The sequence below is a fragment of the Bacillus cereus group sp. N8 genome (genome assembly GCF_016483685.1).
Lineage (GTDB): Bacteria > Bacillota > Bacilli > Bacillales > Bacillaceae_G > Bacillus_A > Bacillus_A proteolyticus.
Genome location: NZ_JAEHBK010000011.1, coordinates 16,203 through 38,505, shown reverse-complemented (window position 1 = coordinate 38,505; position 22,303 = coordinate 16,203). Strand labels below are relative to the sequence as shown.

Sequence of the window (22,303 nt, the reverse complement as noted above, 5' to 3'; positions counted from 1 at the left end):
CGATTTTTACATTGAAGGGCGACGTTTATCCTCTCTAGTGAAACTAGGGAGGTTTTTTTATGACTATTTTAATCGCACGTAATATCGAAAAGAGCTTTGGTGATCGCACCATATTTACGTTACCATCACTAGAAATTCAAGCAAACGATCGTATAGGAATTGTCGGAGTCAACGGAGCTGGAAAATCTACGTTATTACAAATATTAAGTAAAGAAATAGAAGCCGACAAAGGCACAGTAACTCATCATAGTTCAATCGCCATCATTCCACAGCTTAGCGAGGGGATACCGGAAACCGCTTCTTCCCTCGCTAAAGGCAAATGGAATATTTCAAACGTCGCAAATTCAATGAGCGGCGGTGAACGAATGCGCCTAAAGATCGCCCATGCCCTCGAACAAGATGCAGGCATTCTATTTGCTGATGAGCCAACAAGTCACTTAGACATGTTCGGTACAGAGCAATTAGAAAAGGCACTTTTATCTTATAAAGGTGCACTTGTTTTAATATCGCATGATCGTGATCTTTTAGATGCCATATGTACAAAAATCATCGAAGTTGAAGACGGTACTATTCAAGAGTACAAAGGGAATTATTCAAACTATCGAAAGCAAAAAGAACGTGAGCGAATACAAAAGCAAGCAGAATATGCTCAATATATACAAGAAAAAAATCGGTTAGAACAGTCAATTTCACAAAGAAAGCAACGTGCTTCTAGCATGACAAAAATCCCAACACGGTTCAGTTCATCTGAATCTAAACTTTATAAGTGCAGCGGGGCTCATGGGCAAGAAAATGTTAGCAAAGTAGCGAAAGCACTAGAAACACGCCTTGAAAAGTTGGAACAGAAAGAAAAACCGAAGGACTTTTCTCAAGCTCATTTTGACGTACAATACCACACACCAATTCATAGTAAAGCAGTTGTTCAGTTTAATAAAACAACGAAGAAAATAGGGGATCGCACACTATTTAAAAATATGAATGGAACTATTGCTCCTGGTGCAAAGCTTGCTGTTTTAGGGGCAAACGGAAGCGGAAAAACAACTTTGTTCAAAATGCTTCTCGCGAACGAGCGTGGCATTCAGCTTTCGAAAAGTTGTAAAATTGGATACTTTGAACAAACATTATCTATTTTAAAAACAGATAAAACAATTTTAGAAAACGTTCTAGAAGAAACAAACTATACAGAATCGTTCGTTCGAACAATACTTGCAAGACTCCTATTCCGCCGTGAAGATGTTCATAAACCTGTGCACGTCTTAAGTGGTGGAGAACGCATGAAGGTTGCACTCGCAAAAGTATTTTTAGGAAACTATAATATGCTTCTGCTCGATGAACCGACAAACTATTTAGACTTAGCAACGCAAGAAGAATTAGAAATCATGTTACAAGAATATCCTGGCACAATACTTTTCATTAGCCATGACCGTGCCTTCATTCGTTCTGTTGCAGACCATATTCTACAAGTAGATGAGAGTGAACCAAGAGTATTCCACGGTAATTACGAGCAATACACAAAAAGAACAACCGGGGATTCTGTAAACGTTACTGAACAAGAATTATTACGATTACAAACAAAATTAACAGAAATCATCGGCCGAATTTCCATACCAAATCATCACGATGACATCAAATCTCTCGAAAAAGAATACGAAACATTATTAGTTCAAATACAAGAATGTAAAGAAGCGCTCTAATGTCTTCCCTATATATCGACAGGGCCTTCCGCATTTCCCAAGAAATATTGGAACTTCGACATAGAAATATTAGACATAACAACAAAAGGCCGTGCACCAGCACGGCTTTTCACTTTATATTCGGACAGCAGTCCCGCTCACAGCAACCATTAGCATCCCTTCGCGAACTACTTCGTAATCCACGTCGATACCAACAATAGCATTTGCATTTTTTTGTCTTGCGAGAGTTTTCATTTCTTCCATTGCGATGTCGCGCGCTTCTTTTAATTTACTTTCATAAGCGCCAGCACGACCGCCGACAACGTCACGGACAGAGGCGAAAAGGTCACGAACGATATTCGCGCCCATAATCGCTTCTCCATTGACGATATCGATATACTCAATAATTTCTTTTCCTTGAATTGTAGACGTTGTTGTTACAATCATACTTTATAGCCTCCCATATGAGATTTCCACCTACTTATGGTGCACTAATTCAGTACAAATTATATTTACGAACTAAACTGAGCTTCGTATAACCTACTGTATCCTCCGCCTTGCTCAATTAGTTCCTCATGCGAACCTTGTTCTGCAATACCATCTTTATTTACAACAACGATACGATCTGCATTTTTAATCGTTGCAAGCCTGTGAGCAATAACTAATGTTGTACGGCCAACAGATAGTTCTGCAAGTGATTTTTGGATAGCAAGTTCCGTCTCTGTATCTAGCGCAGAAGTTGCTTCATCTAAAATTAAAATTGGCGGATTTTTCAAGAACATGCGAGCAATTGCTAAACGCTGCTTCTGTCCACCTGAAAGTTTCACGCCGCGCTCACCAATAACCGTATCTAAACCGTCTGGCTGCGAGTAAATTAAATCCTCTAACTGTGCTCTCTTTACTGCCTGCCAAATGTCATCTTCTGACGCTTTTAAATTTCCGTAAGCAATATTTTCGCGAATTGTTCCTGAGAATAAGAAAACATCTTGCTGCACAATCCCAATTTGTTTACGAAGTGACGATAACGTCATCTCTTTTGTATCAATGCCATCAATTTGAATCGATCCAGATGATTGTTCATAAAAACGTGGTAATAAACTACATAGTGTTGTTTTCCCTGCCCCTGATGGCCCTACGAAAGCAACTGTTTCACCTGCATGTATTTTCAAACTAATATCGTTTAAAATCGGCTCTTTATTTTCATATCCGAACGTAATGTTGTTATATTGAATATCACCGTGTACATGTTTTACTTCTATCGCATCTTTAGAGTCTACAATATCAGGCTCTGTTCCCAAAAGTTCTACATACCTTTTAAAACCTGCGATCCCTTTCGGATAACTTTCAATAACAGCATTAATTTTCTCAATTGGGCGGAAGAAAATATTCGTTAATAGAACGAATCCGATAAATCCGCCGTACGTTAATTCACCTTGCAGAACAAACCATGTACCACATATTAATACGAAGAGCGTTACGAGACGCATCAGCATATAACTAATCGAAGAATTTAACGCCATAATTTTATACGCCATTAACTTCGTAGTACGGAAACGAGCGTTGTTAACACCAAACTGTTCTTTCTCAAATTTTTCATTTCCGAATGCTTGTACAACGCGAATACCACCAACGTTATTTTCAATACATGCATTGAAATCAGCAACGTCTGAGAATAATCGTCTAAACGTACCTGTCATTTTTTTATTAAAGTAAAGTGCCAACCATAATAAGAATGGAATTACGAAGAATGTTAGAAGTGCTAACTTCCAGTTAATCATCATCATAAATGAAAATGCCCCAATTAAAGTCATTACGGCGATGAATAAATCTTCTGGTCCGTGGTGAGCAATTTCCCCAATTTCCATTAAATCATTTGTAAGACGTGAAATTAAATGACCTGTTTTATTATTATCAAAAAATCTGAATGATAGCTTTTGAATGTGATCAAATAATTTCTGCCTCATATCTGTTTCAATGTTAACACCAAGCATATGTCCCCAGTATGTAACAACATATTGCAAACCTGCATTTAACATATAAACTGCAAGTAAACCGAAACAAGCCCATAAAATAAGCGTCCAGTTTTGCCCTGGCAATAACTTATCGATAAATTGGTTTACGATAAGCGGGAAGCCAAGTTCCAGTAATCCTGCGATAACTGCGCAAGAAAAATCGAGTATAAATAAACCTTTGTACGGTTTATAGTAAGAAAAAAATTTACGTAGCATATATTCCCTCCATTTTCCAAATTAAAAACACTCCCTAAATGATAACCATTATCAAATAATTATTCAAGTTATCCGTCTATGAAACTAAAAATAAGATTAGCGATAGTTGTCATTTTTTGCCGGAAAGTCGATATATTCGAATAATCGCTGATATAAATTTCATTTACTACCTATCCCATCTAAACCAAAAGAAAAGGGTGTCACCTAATGGTGACACCCTCATTTTATTATATAGCTTCTGAATCAAACTCATGCTCCTGCTGGACAAACACAACACCTAATTCGTGATGGCCCCCGGCGTATAATGCCGTTTGAGCAAGACGAAGCTCCCCATTTGTATCTAATACTTCTAATTTACAAAATGCTCCTGTTGTCTTCGTTTGAAGCGCATCATAAAACTCTTCTGTACTTCTTGGAATGACTCCATTTACTTTCGTAATAACTTCTCCAGGCTTTAAATTCATCTCTACCCCAATTGTATTCGGAATTGTATCTAGCACAACGAGCCCATCATTACGTGCGGCAAAGTACGCCGGCCTTGTCTCATCCGCAATTTTCTCTTGCATTGAAATTGTGAAACGCCCAAGCATTGCAACTCCCATCGCGATTATCGCGAATACGTGCCACCAATAACTTGCGATTCCTAAAACGAGCACGAGTCCTGCTAGTCCATATACACGTCTTCCTGTAAATAATAAAGCTTCCGTTGGCTCATAACTTCTAATCGTTCTCATAAATCCAATTAAAAATGGAACGAGGAATAAAGAGTATGTAGTTGAACCTATTGAAACGACAGGCCACCAAGGAATAAAACTTGTCACCGCGTCTCCTGGTATAAGAATAAATACTGGTACAAGCCATAAACGATTTGATTCATGTAGCCCAATTCGTAGCCCACGCTTACCTTTTTTAATTTTCGGCGTAGAATACCGTACTGCATTTTTAGAGATTAATAAACCCTCTACAACGAGCATAACGCCTAGTAAAATAGCAAGGGATACAATCGTACCCTCTTCACCTTCTCCAAGCTGTAAGAAGGAAACTGGCACCTTAGACGATAACAACACGAATGCAATAGCGATACCGAACGTATACGCTACAGATAAATAGCGATACATAGCAGTTAATCCAAATAATAACGTCCAAAGTAAAATTGCCCATAAACTCGCTTTTGAAACGACGAGCCCGAGCCCAATCGTAATAATAGATACGATTAATCCGTACTTAATACCTGCAAATAGAGTTGTTCGCAGTTCAAACCAAATATCATATACTTTAAAAGAAAAATCTTTTCGTTCTCTTAATATACGTAAGTATCCAACGAAGATACTACTAATTAAAAATACATAGACAGCAGGGTGTAAGAAAAAACGTCCAACTGCTCGTAGTATTTCAAAAAGCCATGCCTCCACGAATTCATTCACCACCATTTATATCATTCTTTCTTTTTATCTTATCATATTTAACACATAAAAAAATACAGGCATCAAAGTGCCTGTATTCTTTCTTATTTCGCTATTAATTTCAATGCCGTTTGTAGTTGTAAATCGTTTTCTCCAGAACGGATTTTTTCAATGATTTTATTTTGAATTGCTTCAGCTGTCTTTTTATCAAGTTGTCCTGTCGCTTCCATCTCATTTGCATTTTGGAATGCTTTCAGTGCTGATTCTGTCTCTTTACTAAAGTATCCATCATCACGGCCTGGTACATATCCTAAGCTCTTGAGCATTTCTTGCGCGTGTTTTACTTGCACATCATTCGAATTGTATGAAAGTGTCTTTTCAATTTGAATTGGTGTCGCGTGATAATAATCTGGTTGCTTCACTTCTACAGTTGGCGCGATTCCTTTTTTATGAATCCAATTACCGTCCGGTGTTAACCATTTAAACATCGTTAATTTAATGTTACTGCCATCTTTAAATGGAACAGCCTGCTGAACAGTACCTTTACCAAACGTTTTTTCACCAATTAAATCGTATCCTTCTCCTTCTTTTAGCGCACCAGCTAAAATCTCTGAAGCAGAAGCACTTCCGTTATCAATTAATACTGAAATTGGATATGACTTTCTCTCTTTCAATTCCGTAGAGAATTTCTTCTTCTCACCATTTCGCTGTTCTACTTGCAACATTGGCTTTTTATCTGTCATGATGTCTCCTAGTATGTCCTCTACACTATTTAAATAGCCACCAGGATTACCACGTACGTCAATAACTAAGCCTGCTATATGTTTCTTCTCTAATTCTTTTAACTGATCCTTAAATTCTTTCGCAGTATTTTCAGCAAAAGAAGTAATTTGCATATAACCGATATCTTTTCCGCTCTCTTGCTTTACGGAACTAAATACAGTGAAGATTGGAATCTTTTCACGCTTAATTTTAAATACAATCGGATCAGCCAATCCTGCGCGCTTAATTTCAATTGCAACAGTCGTTCCTTTTTTACCACGAATTTTCAATACTGCTTCTTCACGTGATAAATCTTTCACACTATTTCCATCTACAGATAAAATTTGGTCATTTGGTTTAATTCCTATCTTTTCTGCTGGTGAACCTTTAATTGGCGATACGATAATAAGCTTACCGTCCGTTTTGTTCACTTCAGCTCCAATCCCTTCAAGTTCAGGATCTAGTGATTGACTAAACTGTTTTGCCGTTTCTTTATCCATATACGTGGAATAAGGGTCCTTCAGCGTAGACAACATGCCTTGTATTGCACCTTCGACTAACTTGTCGTCTTTCACGTCTTCCACATAACGTGAATCAATTAGTGCATACGCCTCATTAATTTTTGCCAAATTCCCTTGCGCTGTGCCAGCATTACCATTCGATACTGTTTGCGTTACATACGCTGGGTTTATCCCAAACCAGTACATACCACCAAACATCCCGCCAGCACCAATTAAAAATGCAACAACCATTCCAATAATTGCAACTCTACGTTTCAATGCGGAATTCCCCTTTCCAGAACACACAGGTGGTGTAGCAAAAGGCATCACACGATGTGTGATGCCTTTACCTATTTCTACTATATGATAAGCTTGTACGAATTATGTTTGCAACTTTTTATACTTTTAAGAAGCGACGAATTGACATTACACTTCCCCACATACCAATTAATGCACCGATTAACACTAATAAACCAGCTAATTGGAATACGAACGGGTTGTATGGTAGAAGCTCGAAAATTGTTCCGCCAAGTTTTTCATTAAACACACCTTGCAATGAATTATATATAACTAAAATTACTCCGATTGGAATAATTGATCCTAATACTCCTAGGAATAATCCCTCTAACAAGAACGGCCAACGAATAAACCAGTTTGTTGCACCAACAAGTTTCATAATTTCAATCTCAGTACTACGAGCATAAATTGTAATTTTAATTGTGTTAGAGATTAAGAACATCGCTGTGAATAGAAGACCAGCAATTAGCAGAATCCCGATATTACGACCAGTTTTTACAGTATCAAATAATTTTTCAACTTGGCCTTTACCGTATTGAACATTACTTACAAACTGCATTTTCTCAATCTTTTTCGCGATTGCTGCTGTATCAGTCGGCTCTTTCGCCTTTACAACAAATACGTCTTTCAGTGGGTTATCTTGCTCAAATAGTTCGAACGTTTTTCCACTATCACCTAAGCTTTTAATTAAACGTTTCAACTCTTCTTCTTTAGAAGAATATTTAATAGAATCTACTTTCGCAATTTTACTCATATCTTCTTCTAATTTCTTTTGATCAGCTTCTTTTGCTGCTGGATCAATATGCACACGAATTTCCACATCTTGCTCTACTTTCGTCGCAAAATGGTTCATATTCATAATCGCTGTTAAAAAGACACCTACAAGTAATAATGTAACCGTTACTGCACTAACAGAAGCAAACGTCATCCATCCGTTACGGGATAGATTCTTTACACCTTCTCGCAAATGTCGACTAAGGGTCTTAGTCTTCATATCCGTATCCTCCCTCAATCTCGTCTCGAACAATTTTTCCGCCTTCAATCGCGATTACACGATGACGAATTGTATTTACGATATCTGAGTTATGCGTCGCCATAACAATCGTTGTACCACGCTCATTAATGCGCGTAAAAATCTTCATAATATCAAGAGCCGTTTCAATATCTAAGTTACCTGTTGGCTCATCGGCAATTACAACCTTTGGTCTATTTACAATCGCTCTTGCGATCGCCACACGTTGTTGCTCTCCGCCTGAAAGTTCACCTGGAAGTGCATCTGCACGATCATCTAGACCTACAAGACCTAACACTTCTGTAACACGTTCACGAATCGCATCTGGTTCTTCTTCAATTACCTCTAAAGCAAACGCAACATTCTCATATACCGTTAATTTAGGTAGCAATTTAAAATCTTGGAAAATCACGCCTAATTGACGACGGAAATACGGAACATCTCTTTCTGCTAATGTTTCAATTACAAGTCCATTTACATTAATTGATCCTGTAGATGGTTTCTCCTCACGATACATCATTTTAATAAATGTAGATTTTCCGGCTCCACTCGGTCCAACTACGTATACGAATTCACCTTGTTTAATGTTAACTGTGAGACCAGCAATGGCTTTCATACCATTTGGGTACTCCTTATAAACATTCGTCATTTTTATCATTATTTATCACCCAATACTTAATGATTTTTTTCGAAATACTTTTCTGTACATTTGAAAATAAAAGAATAACCTTATTCTCGCTTGACCATTCTTGTTGAAGGTAGCTTCCATACATGCTTTTTATTAGCACCGCTACTCTATGTAATATATTTCAGCAAAATTCTACAAACCTCATTGTAACATCAAACGGTTTCCAGTTCGGATACATTTTTGTTACAGTTATGTTACATCCCCAAAAAAGGTAAACGAGCTGATTGTATTGCTTAACCTAAAGCGCTTTTCGGTCAAGTTATACAATCAGCTCGTTTATTAATTACGTTTCTTATTTATGTTCAGCTAACCACTCAGCTACTTTTTTCGCGTCCTCACCTTGAATAAGTCCAGGTGACATTGAGCCGCGACCTTTTTTAATAATTTCTTCGATATCTGCAGCGTCATACTTACTGCCTACTTTTCTTAAATCAGGTCCAGTTGCTCCTGCTAAATCTTTCGCGTGACAACCAGCACAACTTCTTTGGAAAATTTGTTCTGCACTATCTGTACTTGCAGATTGTTTCGACGGTTTACTTTCTTCTTTATTTCCACATGCTCCTAAAGCAAAAACGACTGATGTTCCTAACGCAATAGCCAACAATTTCTTTTTCACTTCTATCGCTCCCCATTGTTGATATTCTTTTCATTCATAACTAGGCAATAGTCCTCATAACACACTCAATATTCATTATAAGCATTATCTTTATATAGAAAAACCAAGGTGTATTTCATATTTTTTACAAATATATCGAGAAGCCTAATAAAATAAAGCTTTCACGAATTGTTTCAATTCTGTGAACACCTTAGAAAGTTCTATAAAGAACCTCTTTCTTCAAAGCAAATTAAAAAATTCCATATAAGGTCCTACTCTATTACCGCTTTGTTTTACTATTCTCTACTTTTTACAAAACAATATGCAGCGTTGTATTCTACATATAATCTCATCAAAAAGAGAAGTTGTCGTTTTCAACTTCTCTTCTTCATTATTTCATCAATATAAATAAGATAAACCTCTTTATATCCTCTTTTACCTCAGCATGTGCCAACAATCCTGTTGGCTTTTTCTCTTATTAAATACGAGAACGTAAATACGCATCAATAAATGGATCAATTTCTCCATCCATAACTGCTTGTACGTTACCCACCTCTGTATTTGTACGGTGGTCTTTCACAAGAGAATACGGGTGGAATACGTAAGAACGGATTTGGCTACCCCATCCGATTTCTTTTTGTTCCCCGCGGATTTCATCTAATTGTGCTTGTTGTTCTTCTAGTTTCTTTTGATATAATTTTGCTTTTAACATTTTCATCGCATGCTCACGGTTTTTAATTTGAGAGCGCTCTGACTGACATGTTACAACCGTATTTGTCGGTGTATGCGTAATACGAACCGCTGAATCTGTCGTATTAATGTGCTGCCCACCAGCTCCACTTGCACGGTACGTATCAATTTTCAAGTCTTCTGTACGCACTTCAATTTCAACTTCATCATTGAACTCAGGTACAACTTCACAAGATACGAATGATGTATGACGACGGCCTGAAGAATCGAACGGTGAAATACGTACAAGACGATGTACACCTTTCTCTGCTTTTAAGTAACCGTAAGCGTTATGACCTTTAATTAATAAAGTAACACTCTTAATACCAGCTTCATCACCTGGTAAGTAGTCAACCGTTTCTACTTTAAATCCACGTTTTTCAGCCCAGCGTGTATACATACGTAATAACATAGAACCCCAGTCTTGTGACTCTGTTCCACCTGCACCTGGGTGTAATTCTAAAATAGCGTTATTTTTATCATAAGGATCGCTTAGCAGTAACTGAAGCTCATACTCATTCATATCTTGAATTAAAGTTTTCACTTCTGACTCTAATTCCTCATGTAAATCCTCATCATACTCTTCTTTTAACAGTTCATGCGTCATTTCTAAGTTTTCGAACGTCTCATCTAACTGACGGAAACTTCCAACCATATCTTTCAGCGCATTCGCTTCATTAATTACAGCTTGTGCGCCTTGTTGGTCATCCCAAAATCCTGCGCCCATCATTTTTTCTTCTAACTCTGCAATTTGTTTTTCCTTAGTAGGGAGGTCAAAGAGACCCCCTAAAAGCCGCTAATCTCTTAGCCATTTTTTCTAATTCTTGCCTAATTTCTACTAATTCCATTTCCTTCACCTCTATGTAATTGCTGTTACTTTCATACGAAAACAAGGGAAACTCTCTCCACTTATTACGGAGAGAGTTTAATCCTTTTTATTATATATTTTTGATGTAAAAGTTTGCAAAGCAGTCTGAACTACAGTTTCCTATTACTGCCCAATGCCACAACAGTTTTTATATTTCTTGCCACTACCGCATTTACATAAATCATTGCGTCCCATTTGGTCACCTTTTACAACCGGTTTTTTCTTCGCTTCTTCGCCATCGCTAGATGGATGAACAGCTTCACCTTGAACAACTTCTTGACGCTCTAAGTTTTGTTCAATTTCGGCTTTCATAATGTAACGAGAAATTTCCTCTTCGATAGAAGCAATCATTGACTCGAACATTGCGAATCCTTCCATTTGATACTCACGAAGTGGATCAATTTGACCGTAAGCACGTAAATGAATACCTTCACGAAGATGATCCATCGCATCAATATGCTCTGTCCATTTCGTATCTACAACACGGAATACAACAACTTTTTCGAATTCACGCATTTGCTCTTCTGGCAGAAGCTTTTCTTTGTCGTTGTAACGCTCTATTAACTTCGCGATAATTGGCTCGCTCATTTCCTCTGGAGCAAGGCGACGTAATTCTTCTTCTTTTACATCTCCTTCTTGCAGAAGGTTTGTATTTAAGTAGTCAACAAGACCTTTAATGTTCCAATCTTCTTCAATTTCCTCTTGTGTATGAAGCGCAACAGCACGTTCTACCGTAGATTTCATCATACCTTCAATAATACTGCGTAAGTTCTCAGAATCCATTACTTCTTGACGCTGTTTGTAAATAACTTCACGTTGCTGACGAAGTACATCATCATACTGCAGTAACTGCTTACGTGCATCATAGTTATTTCCTTCTACACGTTTTTGTGCAGATTCTACCGCACGAGAAACCATTTTACTTTCGATCGGCTGTGAATCATCCATACCAAGACGATCCATCATCGCTTTCATATTATCAGAACCGAAGCGGCGCATTAGTTCATCTTCCATAGACAAGTAGAACTGCGTTACACCAGGATCCCCTTGACGACCAGCACGACCACGTAACTGATTATCAATACGACGGCTTTCATGACGCTCTGTACCGATAACTGCTAGACCAACGTTTTTAATATCGTCTCCAAGCTTAATATCCGTACCACGACCAGCCATATTCGTCGCAATCGTTACAGCACCTTTCATACCAGCTTCTGCAATGATATCCGCTTCACGCGCATGGTTTTTCGCGTTTAAAATGTTATGGCGTACACCTTTACGTGTTAACATTTTTGAAATAAGCTCTGACGTTTCAATTGCAACTGTACCAACAAGAATAGGTTGCCCTTGTTTATGACGATTTACAATATCCTCAACAACTGCATTGAATTTACCTTCCATTGATTTGAAGATTAAATCAGCACGGTCATCACGAATAATATCTTTGTTCGTTGGAATTACGATAACATTCATATTGTAAATGCTACGGAATTCTTCTTCTTCCGTTTTCGCTGTACCAGTCATACCAGATAACTTTTCATACATACGGAAATAGTTCTGGAACGTAATTGTTGCGAGTGTCATACTTTCATTTTGAATTTCTACGCCTTCTTTTGCTTCAATAGCTTGGTGTAAACCTTCGCTATAACGACGACCTTTCATAAGACGACCAGTGAATTGGTCTACAATTACGATTTCGCCTTCTTGTACAACATAATCTGTATCAAGGTGCATAACAACGTGTGCACGAAGCGCCTGATTAATATGGTGAAGAAGTGCTACATGTTTTAAATCGAATAAGTTATCGATATGGAAAGCTTTCTCAGCTTTCGTAATACCATCTTCTGTTAACATTACATTTTTCGTTTTCACATCAAATGAATATTCTTTTTCATTTTCTAATGTACGAACGAATGCATTGGCAAACATATATAGCTCTGCTGATTTTTGAGCTTGTCCAGAAATAATAAGTGGCGTACGTGCCTCATCGACTAAAATGGAATCGACTTCATCGATGATAGCAAAATGAAGTGGACGCTGAACGCACTGCTCTCTATATAACACCATGTTGTCACGTAAGTAATCGAATCCAAGCTCGTTATTTGTGCTATACGTAATATCAGCAGCATAAGCAGCTTGCTTCTCTTCACGTGACATACTATTTAAGTTAATCCCTACAGTTAGGCCAAGGAACTCATGAAGTTGTCCCATTTCACTTGCATCACGTTGTGCTAAGTATTCATTGACTGTAACAACGTGAACACCTTTTCCTGTTAAAGCATTTAAATATACAGGTAAAGTAGACGTTAACGTTTTACCTTCACCCGTTTTCATCTCAGAGATATTCCCTTCATGTAAGGCAATACCACCCATTAACTGCACACCATATGGACGCATTCCAAGAACACGAGTTGCTGCTTCACGAACAACCGCAAAAGCTTCAGGAAGTAGATCGTCTACTGTCTCACCTTTTGTTAAACGCTCTTTAAATTCAAGCGTCTTTCCTTTTAATTGCTCATCAGTTAGTGGCTTAATAGATGATTCTAATGCATCAATTTGCTCAACTGTCTTCTGCATACGTTTAATTTGGCGTTGGTTAACATCGAACACCTTTTTTAAAATACCGATCATAGGGAATACGCTCCTCTTTTTATTAAAATAAAACTTCCGATTGCTTTTTTCTTTCTCTCTTTACAATCAGTCGTTATAAAAATCAAATATATGTTATGCCAATTTTTCTCCTAATTAAAAAACTAAAATGTATAAACCTAATGATAATTGTAACACTTGTCTTATAACTATGACAACAATCGTCCAAATGTCTAGCCCTATATTCAGAAAAAGTTTGTATTTCATTTGTTCCAACAAACTATTCTCTCTTCGCTACAAATTTTGTATTAAATCTAAGTAGTATTCTTTTAAGTTCTCTTTTAAAGAAGATGGCTCAATTATTTTTATAGTTTTACCAAAACTAGCTAGATACGAGATGATAAAGTCAATTTCAGCAGGCTCATAAGTTCCTATTAAATACGTCCCTTCATGTTCCTCCCGTAATTTCATCGAAGGATATTGTTGTTGCTTAAATATCTCTATCCCCCTCGCAGTAATTGAGCATTTAAATTGAATAGCTTGTTCAGTTGCTTTCCAAAGACTATGTGCGTTATGTATATTTATATTTTCCAAATCCAGACTATCCTGAGCATCTACTATTTCTGACGACCTAATACGATCACAGCGAAACACTCGATAAGCAGATTTATCTAAATCGTAAGCCTGACAATACCAATAACCTTTCATTGCATAAATCGAAATCGGCTGAATACGGCGCATTGTCGTTTGTTTCGGCGTTACATAGTTTATAGTTAAAGCCCTATTTTGAACAGCGGCTAACAAAATCTCTTCTAGATAACCACATTCATGTGCTTGTTCCGAATGAAAAAAGGAAACTCTTTTTTGCAAGTTTTCAATTTGCTCACGCTGTTTTGATGAAACACTATCCAAAAACTTCTTATTGATGGAACGAAACGAGATTTGAAAGGGAATACTTACAAAACTACTTAGTGCTTGCATTGCAAAATAAAGTGCTAAAACTTCATGATTTGTAAATAAAATCGGTGGTAATGTCATCGATTTTATTAAACGATATCCTCCATATCGACCATACTCTGCAAAAAGAGGTACACCCATTTCCTCTAAAGATACAATATCACGTAAAGCTGTCCTTTTTGAAATTTGAAATTCATCCATTAAATCTTTCAATGTGAATGTTTGTTTTTGATTAATAAAGCGTAGCATCTGATTTAAACGTTCAACTTTTTTCATAAACTCTCCCTATAGGTGCCAATGTGTGGCACCTTATACTTGTATAGTAATAAGTGTAAACATATTATGAAGGAGGCAATACAATGAACTTTGAAGTAATCACTTTTTTATCATTAAATGGGCAAGGTGCTAAAGCAATTGCATTTTACGAACAGCATTTAGGTGCAAAAGTTTTATTTAAAAAGAATTATAAAGAAATGAAAGAAATAGATCCGAATTTCACGTATAAAGAAAGCCAAGAACATTATATTACCCATTCCGTTTTACAAATTGGTACTAATAAAATTATGATTGCAGAACAGGCAGTGGATTCCACACGCCCTTGGCAATTAAGTAATAGCTCATCATTATGCATTCAATCTAAAGATTTCCAAACCATTGAAACACTCTATCACAATCTAATTCAAAATGATGAGGTTTATATTTTAACACCTTTTGAAAAAAACTCCTTCAGCCCGGGTTATGCCATTGTGCGAGATCCTTTTGGAATAGTAATACAATTAACCGTGACAAAACATGACTTCTAAATTTCATTACGAATTAGCCATTAAAATTCATATCAATATTACAAGATAAGGAAGCAAAAAAACATATAAAAAAAGCGTAGCCATTTTGGCTACGCTTTTGAATAATTATTTAGTTTCGATTAAACCATATTTCCCGTCTTTACGGCCATATACAACATTAGTTTCATTTGTATCAGCATTTGTGAAGACGAAGAAACTATGTCCTAGCATATCCATTTGCAAGATCGCTTCTTCAACGTCCATCGGTTTTAAATCGAATCGTTTTGTACGTACAAGTTCTAATTCATCCTCTTCTACCGCATCCAGAACAGCTACTGCTTCCGGAAGGATAAAGTTAGTTTTCACAGAACCTTTCTCACGTAACTTACGATTTACTTTTGTTTTATGTTTACGAATTTGTCGCTCAATTTTATCAACTACTAAATCGATGGCAGCGTACATATCGCTATTAGTTTCTTCTGCACGAAGTAATAAATCTGTAAATGGAATTGTTACCTCGATACGTTGCTTGTCAGAGTACACTTTTAAATTAACCTTAATCTCTGGGAATGTATCAAAATAACGCTCTAATTTACTTAGTTTTTTCTCTACATATTCCTTTAATGCTGGAGTTACTTCAATATTTTCACCACGAATGTTGAATTTCATAGATGAATTCCTCCTTTCAAGCCTATGTACTATAATTTCGACATTGGCTTAAAAACTCCTTCTAATTTTTTTAAAAAAATTAGTGGAATTGCGATTTTTTTATCATTTTTTGTTGAAATGAAAAGATGCATCGTTTCTATCTTTATTTTATCCTATTAACATCGTGAATAACGAATGTAACTGTGGACAATTGGTTACAGAAAAGAAACAACTTTTTGACAACTTACCCACAACAAAAAAGCCCTTGTTACGAGCAAGAGCTTTCGCCATCTATATAATGCTGCTAAAAATACAGCTCTATCTTTTCCCAAAACTTAATTTTTACAGTTTCACAACATTAGCCGCTTGTGGTCCACGTGCTCCATCAACAATATCAAACTCCACTTGTTGACCTTCTTCTAACGACTTATACCCATCTTGTTGAATAGCAGAAAAATGAACAAACACATCGTCACCATCTTCACGCTCAATAAACCCAAATCCCTTTTCTGCATTGAACCATTTTACTCGTCCTTGCATGTTCATTCCATTCCCTTCACTCTTAAAATCAGGGCATTCGCCCCATATTCTGACTATAACGAATGACAAGACTTTTAGTCAAAGAAGATTTGTCGTCTTTTTATTATTCCTTTCGACATTCACATATTAACCTCTATAAAGCGTCAAACAAGAAACTTCTCTCGCTCCTCGATCATACAAAAGGCTTCCAATTTGCCTAACAGTAATTCCTGTCGCATACACATCATCCACGATTAAAACACGTTGCTCATGAAACATCTCTTCTCCCTGAAAATAAAAAGAATTAACTCCCGATATCCTTTCTTTAAGCTTCTTCTTACTTTGTTTTTCTGTTTCAATTCTTCTTAATGATGTACAAAATATTTTGACAGGCAAACAAGAAGCTAATAACTCAGCTTGATTAAAACCACGCTCGTATTCTCGCTCTTCACTAAGAGGGACCGGAATCACAGCTGAAACATTCGCAAAATATTTTTGAAAAAGACTTCGAATAGGCTGATGAACAATATGTACTAATTCAGCATCTCCTCGAAATTTAAACTGTGCTAATATTTCTTTCATTCCTTCATCATACACATGCAACGAACGATTTATGAGAGACGGAAACCTCTGCTCGTTCGCCCACCTTATGCAATCCGTACAAATATCACCGTTCTTATATTCCGCTGGTACAAGTTCTAAAGGCCGACCACACTCCTTGCAAATATCCCCTATAATATAGGAAAGTTTTTGCTCACATCTATCACATATATACTTTTTATGAGGCTTAACAAAAAAAGTGTACCAACTAATCGCATACAAAATATATTCATCACAAAGTAGACAATGCATCAATCTATCAGTCCTTGTTTTTTAGCATTTTTATTCATACTTTGAATATGTTTTTTCGCGCGCACCATCGCCTCTGTCTTTCCATAATGAAAATAGATGACATCTCCATCCGGTTCATCAGCGCTTCTGCCAGCACGCCCTGCGATTTGAACGAGAGCACTTTCTGAAAATATTTCTTCCTCAGCTCCTAAAATTGCCACTTGTAAATTTTTCACAGTTACTCCTCGTTCCAAAATCGTCGTTGTAACTAATAAAGGGATTTCTCCCTTCCTGAAAGCTGCTACCTTCTCTTTTCTCGCCGGATCTTCTGCGTACACACCATCAATTTGATTGTTTAATGATTTTAATAAGTGGCTAATTTCTTCTACATATCGCACATGAGGAACAAATAGAAAAATGGGGTATCGTTTAGATAAGTACATATTTAACCATTGTAATAACGCACGAGGGATTTTTTTACGCATAAGACCCTTCTTCCAATTTCCGCACCACCGAAATATCGGGACTGGCAATGGATGACGATGATAACGTCCTGCAATAATAACCCCTTTTTGCTTACCATTCTGTAATTTACGCTTCCAATTTTCATCTGGAGTTGCAGTTAAATAAATACGTGCTGCCTCCTCTTTCATCGCTTCGTTTACTGCATAATGCAACATCTTATCCGCATGATATGGAAAAGCATCTATCTCATCTACAATCATGACATGGAACGCTCTATAGTAACGTAACAATTGATGTGTAGTCGCAACGATTAACGCCGCATCTTTTTCTCCGTCTAAACTCCCTCCGTATAAAGCAGCTACATTTATATTCGGAAACACTTCTTGTAATCTTGGTGCTAACTCAAGTACAACGTCCGTTCTCGGCGTTGCAATGCAAACTCTCTCTCCCCTTTGTAGTGCCTCTGCAATTCCACGAAACAACATTTCTGTTTTTCCAGCCCCGCGCACCAGTACAGCACATTCACTGACCCTTCCCATCGTTATACACTTATGACAATACGTACATACTTTACTGCACCGTTTACATACAAATGATGCAAATAGTCGTTGCTCTATATTGCCGCAACGCTGGCACGTATATTTTGAAAATTTCTTAATTACACCTTGCACACAAACGACTTCTCGGTTCCTTTTCAAATGATCCAATTTATCCTGCAAATCTGAAGAAAGTTCTTTTAACAATAACTGTCTACCAGCTAACATTATCAATAACCACCTCCAGCACTACTATAAATCCTTCTCTTTATCTCGTAAAAACTCAAAAAAGCCGATAACCTACTTATAAAATAGTAAGCTATCGACTTTATACACGTATTTTATTCAATTATAAATCCTAGAATCTACCGTATCCTAAGAAATGTTTTTGGTTGTACGAACTGTTAATATCACCGTACGCAATCCCTTTATCACTCGCATGAATCATTTGTCCATTTCCAACATAAATACCGATGTGAGACGGACCATTTTTATAAGTGTTTTGGAAGAACACTAAATCTCCAGGCTGTGGGCTACTTACTTTAGAAACTGAATTCCAATATCCATTAACATCTTGACGACCTACACCATAAATGTAAGAAATGAATCCACTACAGTCAAAACCACCGTTTGATGGAGATGCACTTGCCCAAACATAAGGCATACCTAAGTATTGTTGTGCTTTACCAATTACGCCAGGAACCGGAGTTGGACCTGGTGCTGGCTCTAGTTTTTTGTTTTCTTGTTTAGGTGTCTCTTTTTTAGGCTCTTCTTTTTTAGGCTCTTCTTTTTTAGGTTCTTCTTTTTGAGCTTGTCCACCATTATTCGCTGGTGCAGCTTGCTGTGCTGGGGCTGCAGCTGGTTGAGCTTGTGCTTCTTTAGCCGCTTGTTCTGCTTGTTTTTGAGCAGCAGCTTCTTGTGCCGCTTTTGCTTGCGCTTCTTCTTCCGCAATACGTTGTAATTGCAGTGCTTGTTTCTCAAGATCTTTCAATTGACTTTCCGTGCTTGTCATCGTAGTTACAACTGTATCCATTTTACCGCTTAAATCGTTTACCGCTGTTGCTTTTTTCTCTTTTTCAGCGTCAAGTTCTTTCTTATCAGTTTCAATTTGAGCTTGTGCTTCTTTTAATTCTTTTTGTTTTTCTTTTACTGTCTCAACATCTTTTTTCACGTTCGTTTGATCTTCTTGTTGAGTTTTCATGATATCTTCGTCAGACTCAAGAATTTTAGACATAGAATTGAAACGATCCACTAAATCTGCAATGTTTTTAGAGTTTACAAGAACTTCTGTTACAACGTTCGTGTTCGGTTGTTCTTGTAGTGCAACTAAACGTTTTCTTAATAACTCTTCACGTTTTGCAATCTTTGTTTGTAATTCTGCAATATCTTTATTTTTCTTTTCAATTAATTGCTCAGTATCAGAAACTTTTTTCGTTGTTTCATCAAGTTTTGCAGCGTTCTCTTGAACAGACTTATCTAAACCTTGAATTGTTTTGTTTAAGTCGTTCATTTGTTTTTGTAATTCATCACGTTCTTGTTGTTGTTTATGTAAAGTGTCATTTTGTGTGTTAATTTGTGAGTTCACGTCAGAAATTTTATCCTCTGCAAATACATTTGGTGTTAGCCCTGAAAACATTAACCCTGCAACTAATGCGCAAGATGCCATTTTTAGCTTTTTCATTTTATTTTTTACACCGCTTTCTTTTTTCATTTTCCGTATATAACCTATTAAAATTTATACCATAATTCGGGAGTTTTTTTGCTAATGTTACGGTTTTGTAAAATAAATGTAATATTACATTTATCTCTATAGCAAAATATATCTAAATTTGTATATATATGTAGAATTTTAGGTGACTTCCGACATTTTTTATAGAATTGAAAAAAACGTAAGGGAATCCCTTACGTTTTGAAAATACTCCAAGTATGAATGAGATAGAAACGTTACTTCATCCATTTCTCAGCCCAATTTTGGACTTCATCCATAACACGTTCCAACGCTTTCCCTTTATCAGTTAAACCATACTCGATTCTAACTGGTACTTCTGGGTAAACATTACGAACTACAATACCTTCACCTTCTAATTCCTTTAAACGTTCTGACAACATACGATCGCTCATATTCGGTATAATATCTGCGATTTCTCTAAAACGTTTCGGCTCTTCCAACAAAGATTTAATAATTAAGCCAGTCCATTTCTTACTAAGCAATGTAAAAGCTGACTCAAACTTTGGACATAAACAAGAATTATGCTCCATATGTTTCACCTCTCTTCCATTATAAAATAGTTTCTTGTAAAAAGTAAGTAATAAAACTTTCCTCATTATTTAATTTTACGTACATTTTACCATTTCCAAATATTAACTTGTCAATTCTTCGTAAAATACCCGTAAAAAACCCTCTTCAAGTAAGAGAGCTTTTACATCTTTATCACTTCGTATACCAGCCTAAACCAAGCGCACCTTCACCTAAATGCGTCCCAATTACAGCTCCGAAATAACTCGTACGAATTGTAACGTGAGGGTATATCTCTTCTAATTCTTGTTTCCATTCATTAGCTTCCTCTTCACGATTCGCATGAATAATAACAGCCTCCATAGGCACACCTTTACTTGCCTGCTCATCAAAGATTTCAACGATACGTTTTAATGCTTTTTTACGCGTACGAATTTTTTCGAATGGAATAATTATTTTATCTCTAAAGTATAATACTGGTTTTACTTGTAACAAACTGCCGATGAAAGCTTGCGCGCTATTTAATCTTCCACCGCGCTGTAAATGATGTAAATCATCTACTACAAAATAAGCATCCATCGTTTTTTTCATTTCATCAAAGCGAGCGATAACCTCTTCTGGAGCTTTCCCTTCACCTGCTAATTTCGCACCTTCACGCACGTAAAATCCTTGTACTTCACAACTAATTTCAGAGTCGTACGTATATACATCGATACCATCTACCATCTGTCCAGCTGTCGTTGCCGTTTGGTATGTACCACTAATTCCACTGGAAAGGTGAATGCTAATAACTGCATCATATTCTTTAGATAACTCTTCATATAACTCTAAAAACTTTCCAATTGCTGGTTGCGAAGTTTTCGGAAGTTCTTCTTGTTCACGTACTTTTACATAAAAATCATTTGCTGAAATTTCAGCCTCTTCTTGATAAGATTCCGTTCCAAACACAACGTTTAATGGAATCATATATATATTGAGTTCATCACGAATATGCTTCGGTATATATGCTGTACTATCAGTAACAATAGCTGTTTTCATTTTCGTACCTGCCTTATAAAAAATTTTTATTCCCTAATTTTACACGAAAACGAGAAAAGGTGCATCCATACATAAAAATGCCAATTAGAAATTATAACCACCCTCTCGACAAATTACAACAACAAGATCAAATCCTCATCAAAAATTTCAACATATTTGCAAAAAATGTTTGAATATAAAAACAACCGCTTTTAAAATGTAAAGTACTAGTCATTTTGAAGAATAGGGGCGTATACCATTGTTATTACAATATTTAACAATCAAAGGCTACGGCGAGCACGAAATTGTCATTCAAAAATCAAGATTCATTTGCTATGTGAATCGCGCCACAACAGAAGAGGAAGCTCAAGCATTTATACAAAAAATAAAAAAACAAAATTGGAATGCAACACATAATTGTTCTGCATATTTAATCGGTGAACAAGATCAAATTCAAAAAGCGAATGATGACGGTGAACCGAGCGGCACAGCTGGTGTACCTATGTTAGAAGTATTAAAAAAACGAGGTCTAAAAGATACTGTCGTCGTCGTTACACGCTATTTTGGCGGCATTAAACTTGGTGCTGGTGGATTAATTCGTGCATATGGAAAATGTACAAGTGAAGGTCTTAACCATGTCGGCGTTGTTGAACGAAAACTAATGCGCGTTATGCAAACAGAAATTGATTATACGTTGCTTGGCAAGCTAGAAAATGAATTACGTAATTCAGAATATGCCATTAAAGATATACACTATCTAGAAAATGTCACATTCGATACTTATGTAGAAGAGGACAAAAAACAACCTTTCATAGATTGGATGATTGAATTAACAAATGGGAAGTGTACAATTAAAGAAGGAGATATGTTGTACTTAGAACAAGACGTTATCTAAGAATAGCTAACTTATCGCCTCTAAAGATTAATGTAGTGAATTAATTCCCTACAAATGAACTAAGGAGATTATA

General features: G+C 36.6%; 20 protein-coding genes. 3 read left to right on the top strand and 17 right to left on the bottom strand.

What is annotated here, in order from left to right:
• Nucleotides 1-59 precede the first annotated feature (59 nt).
• A complete protein-coding gene (gene abc-f, locus JDS80_RS17030) occupies nt 60-1,694 on the top strand; it encodes a ribosomal protection-like ABC-F family protein (protein WP_071748011.1) in 1,635 nt (544 codons plus the stop codon).
• A gap of 114 nt (nt 1,695-1,808) precedes the next feature.
• Here the strand turns inward: abc-f and JDS80_RS17025 are convergent, their stop codons facing one another.
• From JDS80_RS17025 to JDS80_RS16980, 10 genes are all read right to left on the bottom strand, one after another.
• Nucleotides 1,809-2,120, bottom strand: a complete 312-nt coding sequence (locus JDS80_RS17025; protein WP_002068307.1) for a heavy metal-binding domain-containing protein — start codon at nt 2,118-2,120, stop codon at nt 1,809-1,811.
• 65 nt (nt 2,121-2,185) lie between these two features.
• Entirely contained in the window at nt 2,186-3,901 is a 1,716-nt protein-coding gene (locus JDS80_RS17020) for an ABC transporter ATP-binding protein (protein WP_071748010.1), read from the bottom strand.
• Between the two features lie 227 nt (nt 3,902-4,128).
• Nucleotides 4,129-5,313 (bottom strand): PDZ domain-containing protein, encoded by a 1,185-nt coding sequence (locus JDS80_RS17015; RefSeq protein WP_180237312.1) that lies wholly within the window; start codon nt 5,311-5,313, stop codon nt 4,129-4,131.
• A 95-nt stretch (nt 5,314-5,408) separates the two neighbouring features.
• The gene (locus JDS80_RS17010; RefSeq protein WP_472926351.1) at nt 5,409-6,845 is read right to left on the bottom strand and encodes a S41 family peptidase; all 1,437 of its coding nucleotides are present in this window, start codon (nt 6,843-6,845) and stop codon (nt 5,409-5,411) included.
• A gap of 118 nt (nt 6,846-6,963) precedes the next feature.
• Complete coding sequence (gene ftsX / locus JDS80_RS17005; RefSeq protein WP_071748007.1) at nt 6,964-7,857, bottom strand: permease-like cell division protein FtsX; 894 nt, start codon at nt 7,855-7,857, stop codon at nt 6,964-6,966.
• Nucleotides 7,847-8,533: a cell division ATP-binding protein FtsE gene (gene ftsE / locus JDS80_RS17000; protein ID WP_071748006.1), complete on the bottom strand. Its 687-nt coding sequence runs from the start codon at nt 8,531-8,533 to the stop codon at nt 7,847-7,849. The genes ftsX and ftsE overlap by 11 nt, the downstream gene beginning before the upstream one ends.
• A gap of 322 nt (nt 8,534-8,855) precedes the next feature.
• Nucleotides 8,856-9,179: a cytochrome c551 gene (gene cccB / locus JDS80_RS16995; protein WP_071748005.1), complete on the bottom strand. Its 324-nt coding sequence runs from the start codon at nt 9,177-9,179 to the stop codon at nt 8,856-8,858.
• Nucleotides 9,180-9,636: 457 nt separating this feature from the next.
• A protein-coding gene (gene prfB / locus JDS80_RS16990; RefSeq protein WP_098888432.1) for a peptide chain release factor 2 occupies nt 9,637-10,735 on the bottom strand; the annotation gives its coding sequence in 2 pieces (ribosomal slippage) (nt 9,637-10,662 and nt 10,664-10,735; 1,098 coding nt in all).
• A gap of 143 nt (nt 10,736-10,878) precedes the next feature.
• Complete coding sequence (gene secA / locus JDS80_RS16985; RefSeq protein WP_098888433.1) at nt 10,879-13,386, bottom strand: preprotein translocase subunit SecA; 2,508 nt, start codon at nt 13,384-13,386, stop codon at nt 10,879-10,881.
• 252 nt (nt 13,387-13,638) lie between these two features.
• Entirely contained in the window at nt 13,639-14,577 is a 939-nt protein-coding gene (locus tag JDS80_RS16980) for a helix-turn-helix transcriptional regulator (protein ID WP_098888434.1), read from the bottom strand.
• A gap of 83 nt (nt 14,578-14,660) precedes the next feature.
• Between JDS80_RS16980 and JDS80_RS16975 the strand changes: the two genes are divergently transcribed.
• On the top strand, nt 14,661-15,104 hold the full coding sequence (locus JDS80_RS16975) for a VOC family protein (protein ID WP_098888435.1): 444 nt from the start codon (nt 14,661-14,663) through the stop codon (nt 15,102-15,104).
• A gap of 105 nt (nt 15,105-15,209) precedes the next feature.
• Here JDS80_RS16975 and hpf read toward each other — a convergent pair whose 3' ends face one another.
• From hpf to JDS80_RS16940, 7 genes are all read right to left on the bottom strand, one after another.
• Nucleotides 15,210-15,752 (bottom strand): ribosome hibernation-promoting factor, HPF/YfiA family, encoded by a 543-nt coding sequence (gene hpf / locus JDS80_RS16970; RefSeq protein ID WP_002034758.1) that lies wholly within the window; start codon nt 15,750-15,752, stop codon nt 15,210-15,212.
• Between the two features lie 321 nt (nt 15,753-16,073).
• Complete coding sequence (cspC, locus tag JDS80_RS16965) at nt 16,074-16,271, bottom strand: cold shock protein CspC (protein WP_001990088.1); 198 nt, start codon at nt 16,269-16,271, stop codon at nt 16,074-16,076.
• A gap of 126 nt (nt 16,272-16,397) precedes the next feature.
• Nucleotides 16,398-17,102, bottom strand: coding sequence for a ComF family protein (locus JDS80_RS16960; protein WP_199639355.1), 705 nt, complete (start codon nt 17,100-17,102; stop codon nt 16,398-16,400).
• On the bottom strand, nt 17,102-18,310 hold the full coding sequence (locus tag JDS80_RS16955; RefSeq protein ID WP_199639353.1) for an ATP-dependent helicase ComFA: 1,209 nt from the start codon (nt 18,308-18,310) through the stop codon (nt 17,102-17,104). Before JDS80_RS16955 ends, JDS80_RS16960 begins: the two co-directional genes overlap by 1 nt.
• A gap of 130 nt (nt 18,311-18,440) precedes the next feature.
• Nucleotides 18,441-19,793, bottom strand: a complete 1,353-nt coding sequence (locus tag JDS80_RS16950; protein ID WP_199639351.1) for a C40 family peptidase — start codon at nt 19,791-19,793, stop codon at nt 18,441-18,443.
• Between the two features lie 233 nt (nt 19,794-20,026).
• Entirely contained in the window at nt 20,027-20,341 is a 315-nt protein-coding gene (locus JDS80_RS16945; RefSeq protein WP_000400851.1) for a winged helix-turn-helix transcriptional regulator, read from the bottom strand.
• Between the two features lie 172 nt (nt 20,342-20,513).
• Complete coding sequence (locus JDS80_RS16940) at nt 20,514-21,356, bottom strand: DegV family protein (RefSeq protein ID WP_000844771.1); 843 nt, start codon at nt 21,354-21,356, stop codon at nt 20,514-20,516.
• Nucleotides 21,357-21,594: 238 nt separating this feature from the next.
• Between JDS80_RS16940 and JDS80_RS16935 the strand changes: the two genes are divergently transcribed.
• Nucleotides 21,595-22,230 (top strand): YigZ family protein, encoded by a 636-nt coding sequence (locus tag JDS80_RS16935; protein ID WP_071734660.1) that lies wholly within the window; start codon nt 21,595-21,597, stop codon nt 22,228-22,230.
• Nucleotides 22,231-22,303 lie beyond the last annotated feature (73 nt).

Bases quoted from the DNA above. Each gene is read 5' to 3' on its own strand.
- abc-f (WP_071748011.1), top strand. From the start codon at position 60: ATGACTATTTTAATCGCACGTAATATCGAAAAGAGCTTTGGTGATCGC.
- JDS80_RS17025 (WP_002068307.1), bottom strand. From the start codon at position 2,120: ATGATTGTAACAACAACGTCTACAATTCAAGGAAAAGAAATTATTGAG.
- JDS80_RS17020 (WP_071748010.1), bottom strand. From the start codon at position 3,901: ATGCTACGTAAATTTTTTTCTTACTATAAACCGTACAAAGGTTTATTT.
- ftsX (WP_071748007.1), bottom strand. From the start codon at position 7,857: ATGAAGACTAAGACCCTTAGTCGACATTTGCGAGAAGGTGTAAAGAAT.
- ftsE (WP_071748006.1), bottom strand. From the start codon at position 8,533: ATGATAAAAATGACGAATGTTTATAAGGAGTACCCAAATGGTATGAAA.
- secA (WP_098888433.1), bottom strand. From the start codon at position 13,386: ATGATCGGTATTTTAAAAAAGGTGTTCGATGTTAACCAACGCCAAATT.
- JDS80_RS16980 (WP_098888434.1), bottom strand. From the start codon at position 14,577: ATGAAAAAAGTTGAACGTTTAAATCAGATGCTACGCTTTATTAATCAA.
- JDS80_RS16975 (WP_098888435.1), top strand. From the start codon at position 14,661: ATGAACTTTGAAGTAATCACTTTTTTATCATTAAATGGGCAAGGTGCT.
- hpf (WP_002034758.1), bottom strand. From the start codon at position 15,752: ATGAAATTCAACATTCGTGGTGAAAATATTGAAGTAACTCCAGCATTA.
- cspC (WP_001990088.1), bottom strand. From the start codon at position 16,271: ATGCAAGGACGAGTAAAATGGTTCAATGCAGAAAAGGGATTTGGGTTT.
- JDS80_RS16960 (WP_199639355.1), bottom strand. From the start codon at position 17,102: ATGCATTGTCTACTTTGTGATGAATATATTTTGTATGCGATTAGTTGG.
- JDS80_RS16955 (WP_199639353.1), bottom strand. From the start codon at position 18,310: ATGTTAGCTGGTAGACAGTTATTGTTAAAAGAACTTTCTTCAGATTTG.
- JDS80_RS16950 (WP_199639351.1), bottom strand. From the start codon at position 19,793: ATGAAAAAAGAAAGCGGTGTAAAAAATAAAATGAAAAAGCTAAAAATG.
- JDS80_RS16945 (WP_000400851.1), bottom strand. From the start codon at position 20,341: ATGGAGCATAATTCTTGTTTATGTCCAAAGTTTGAGTCAGCTTTTACA.
- JDS80_RS16940 (WP_000844771.1), bottom strand. From the start codon at position 21,356: ATGAAAACAGCTATTGTTACTGATAGTACAGCATATATACCGAAGCAT.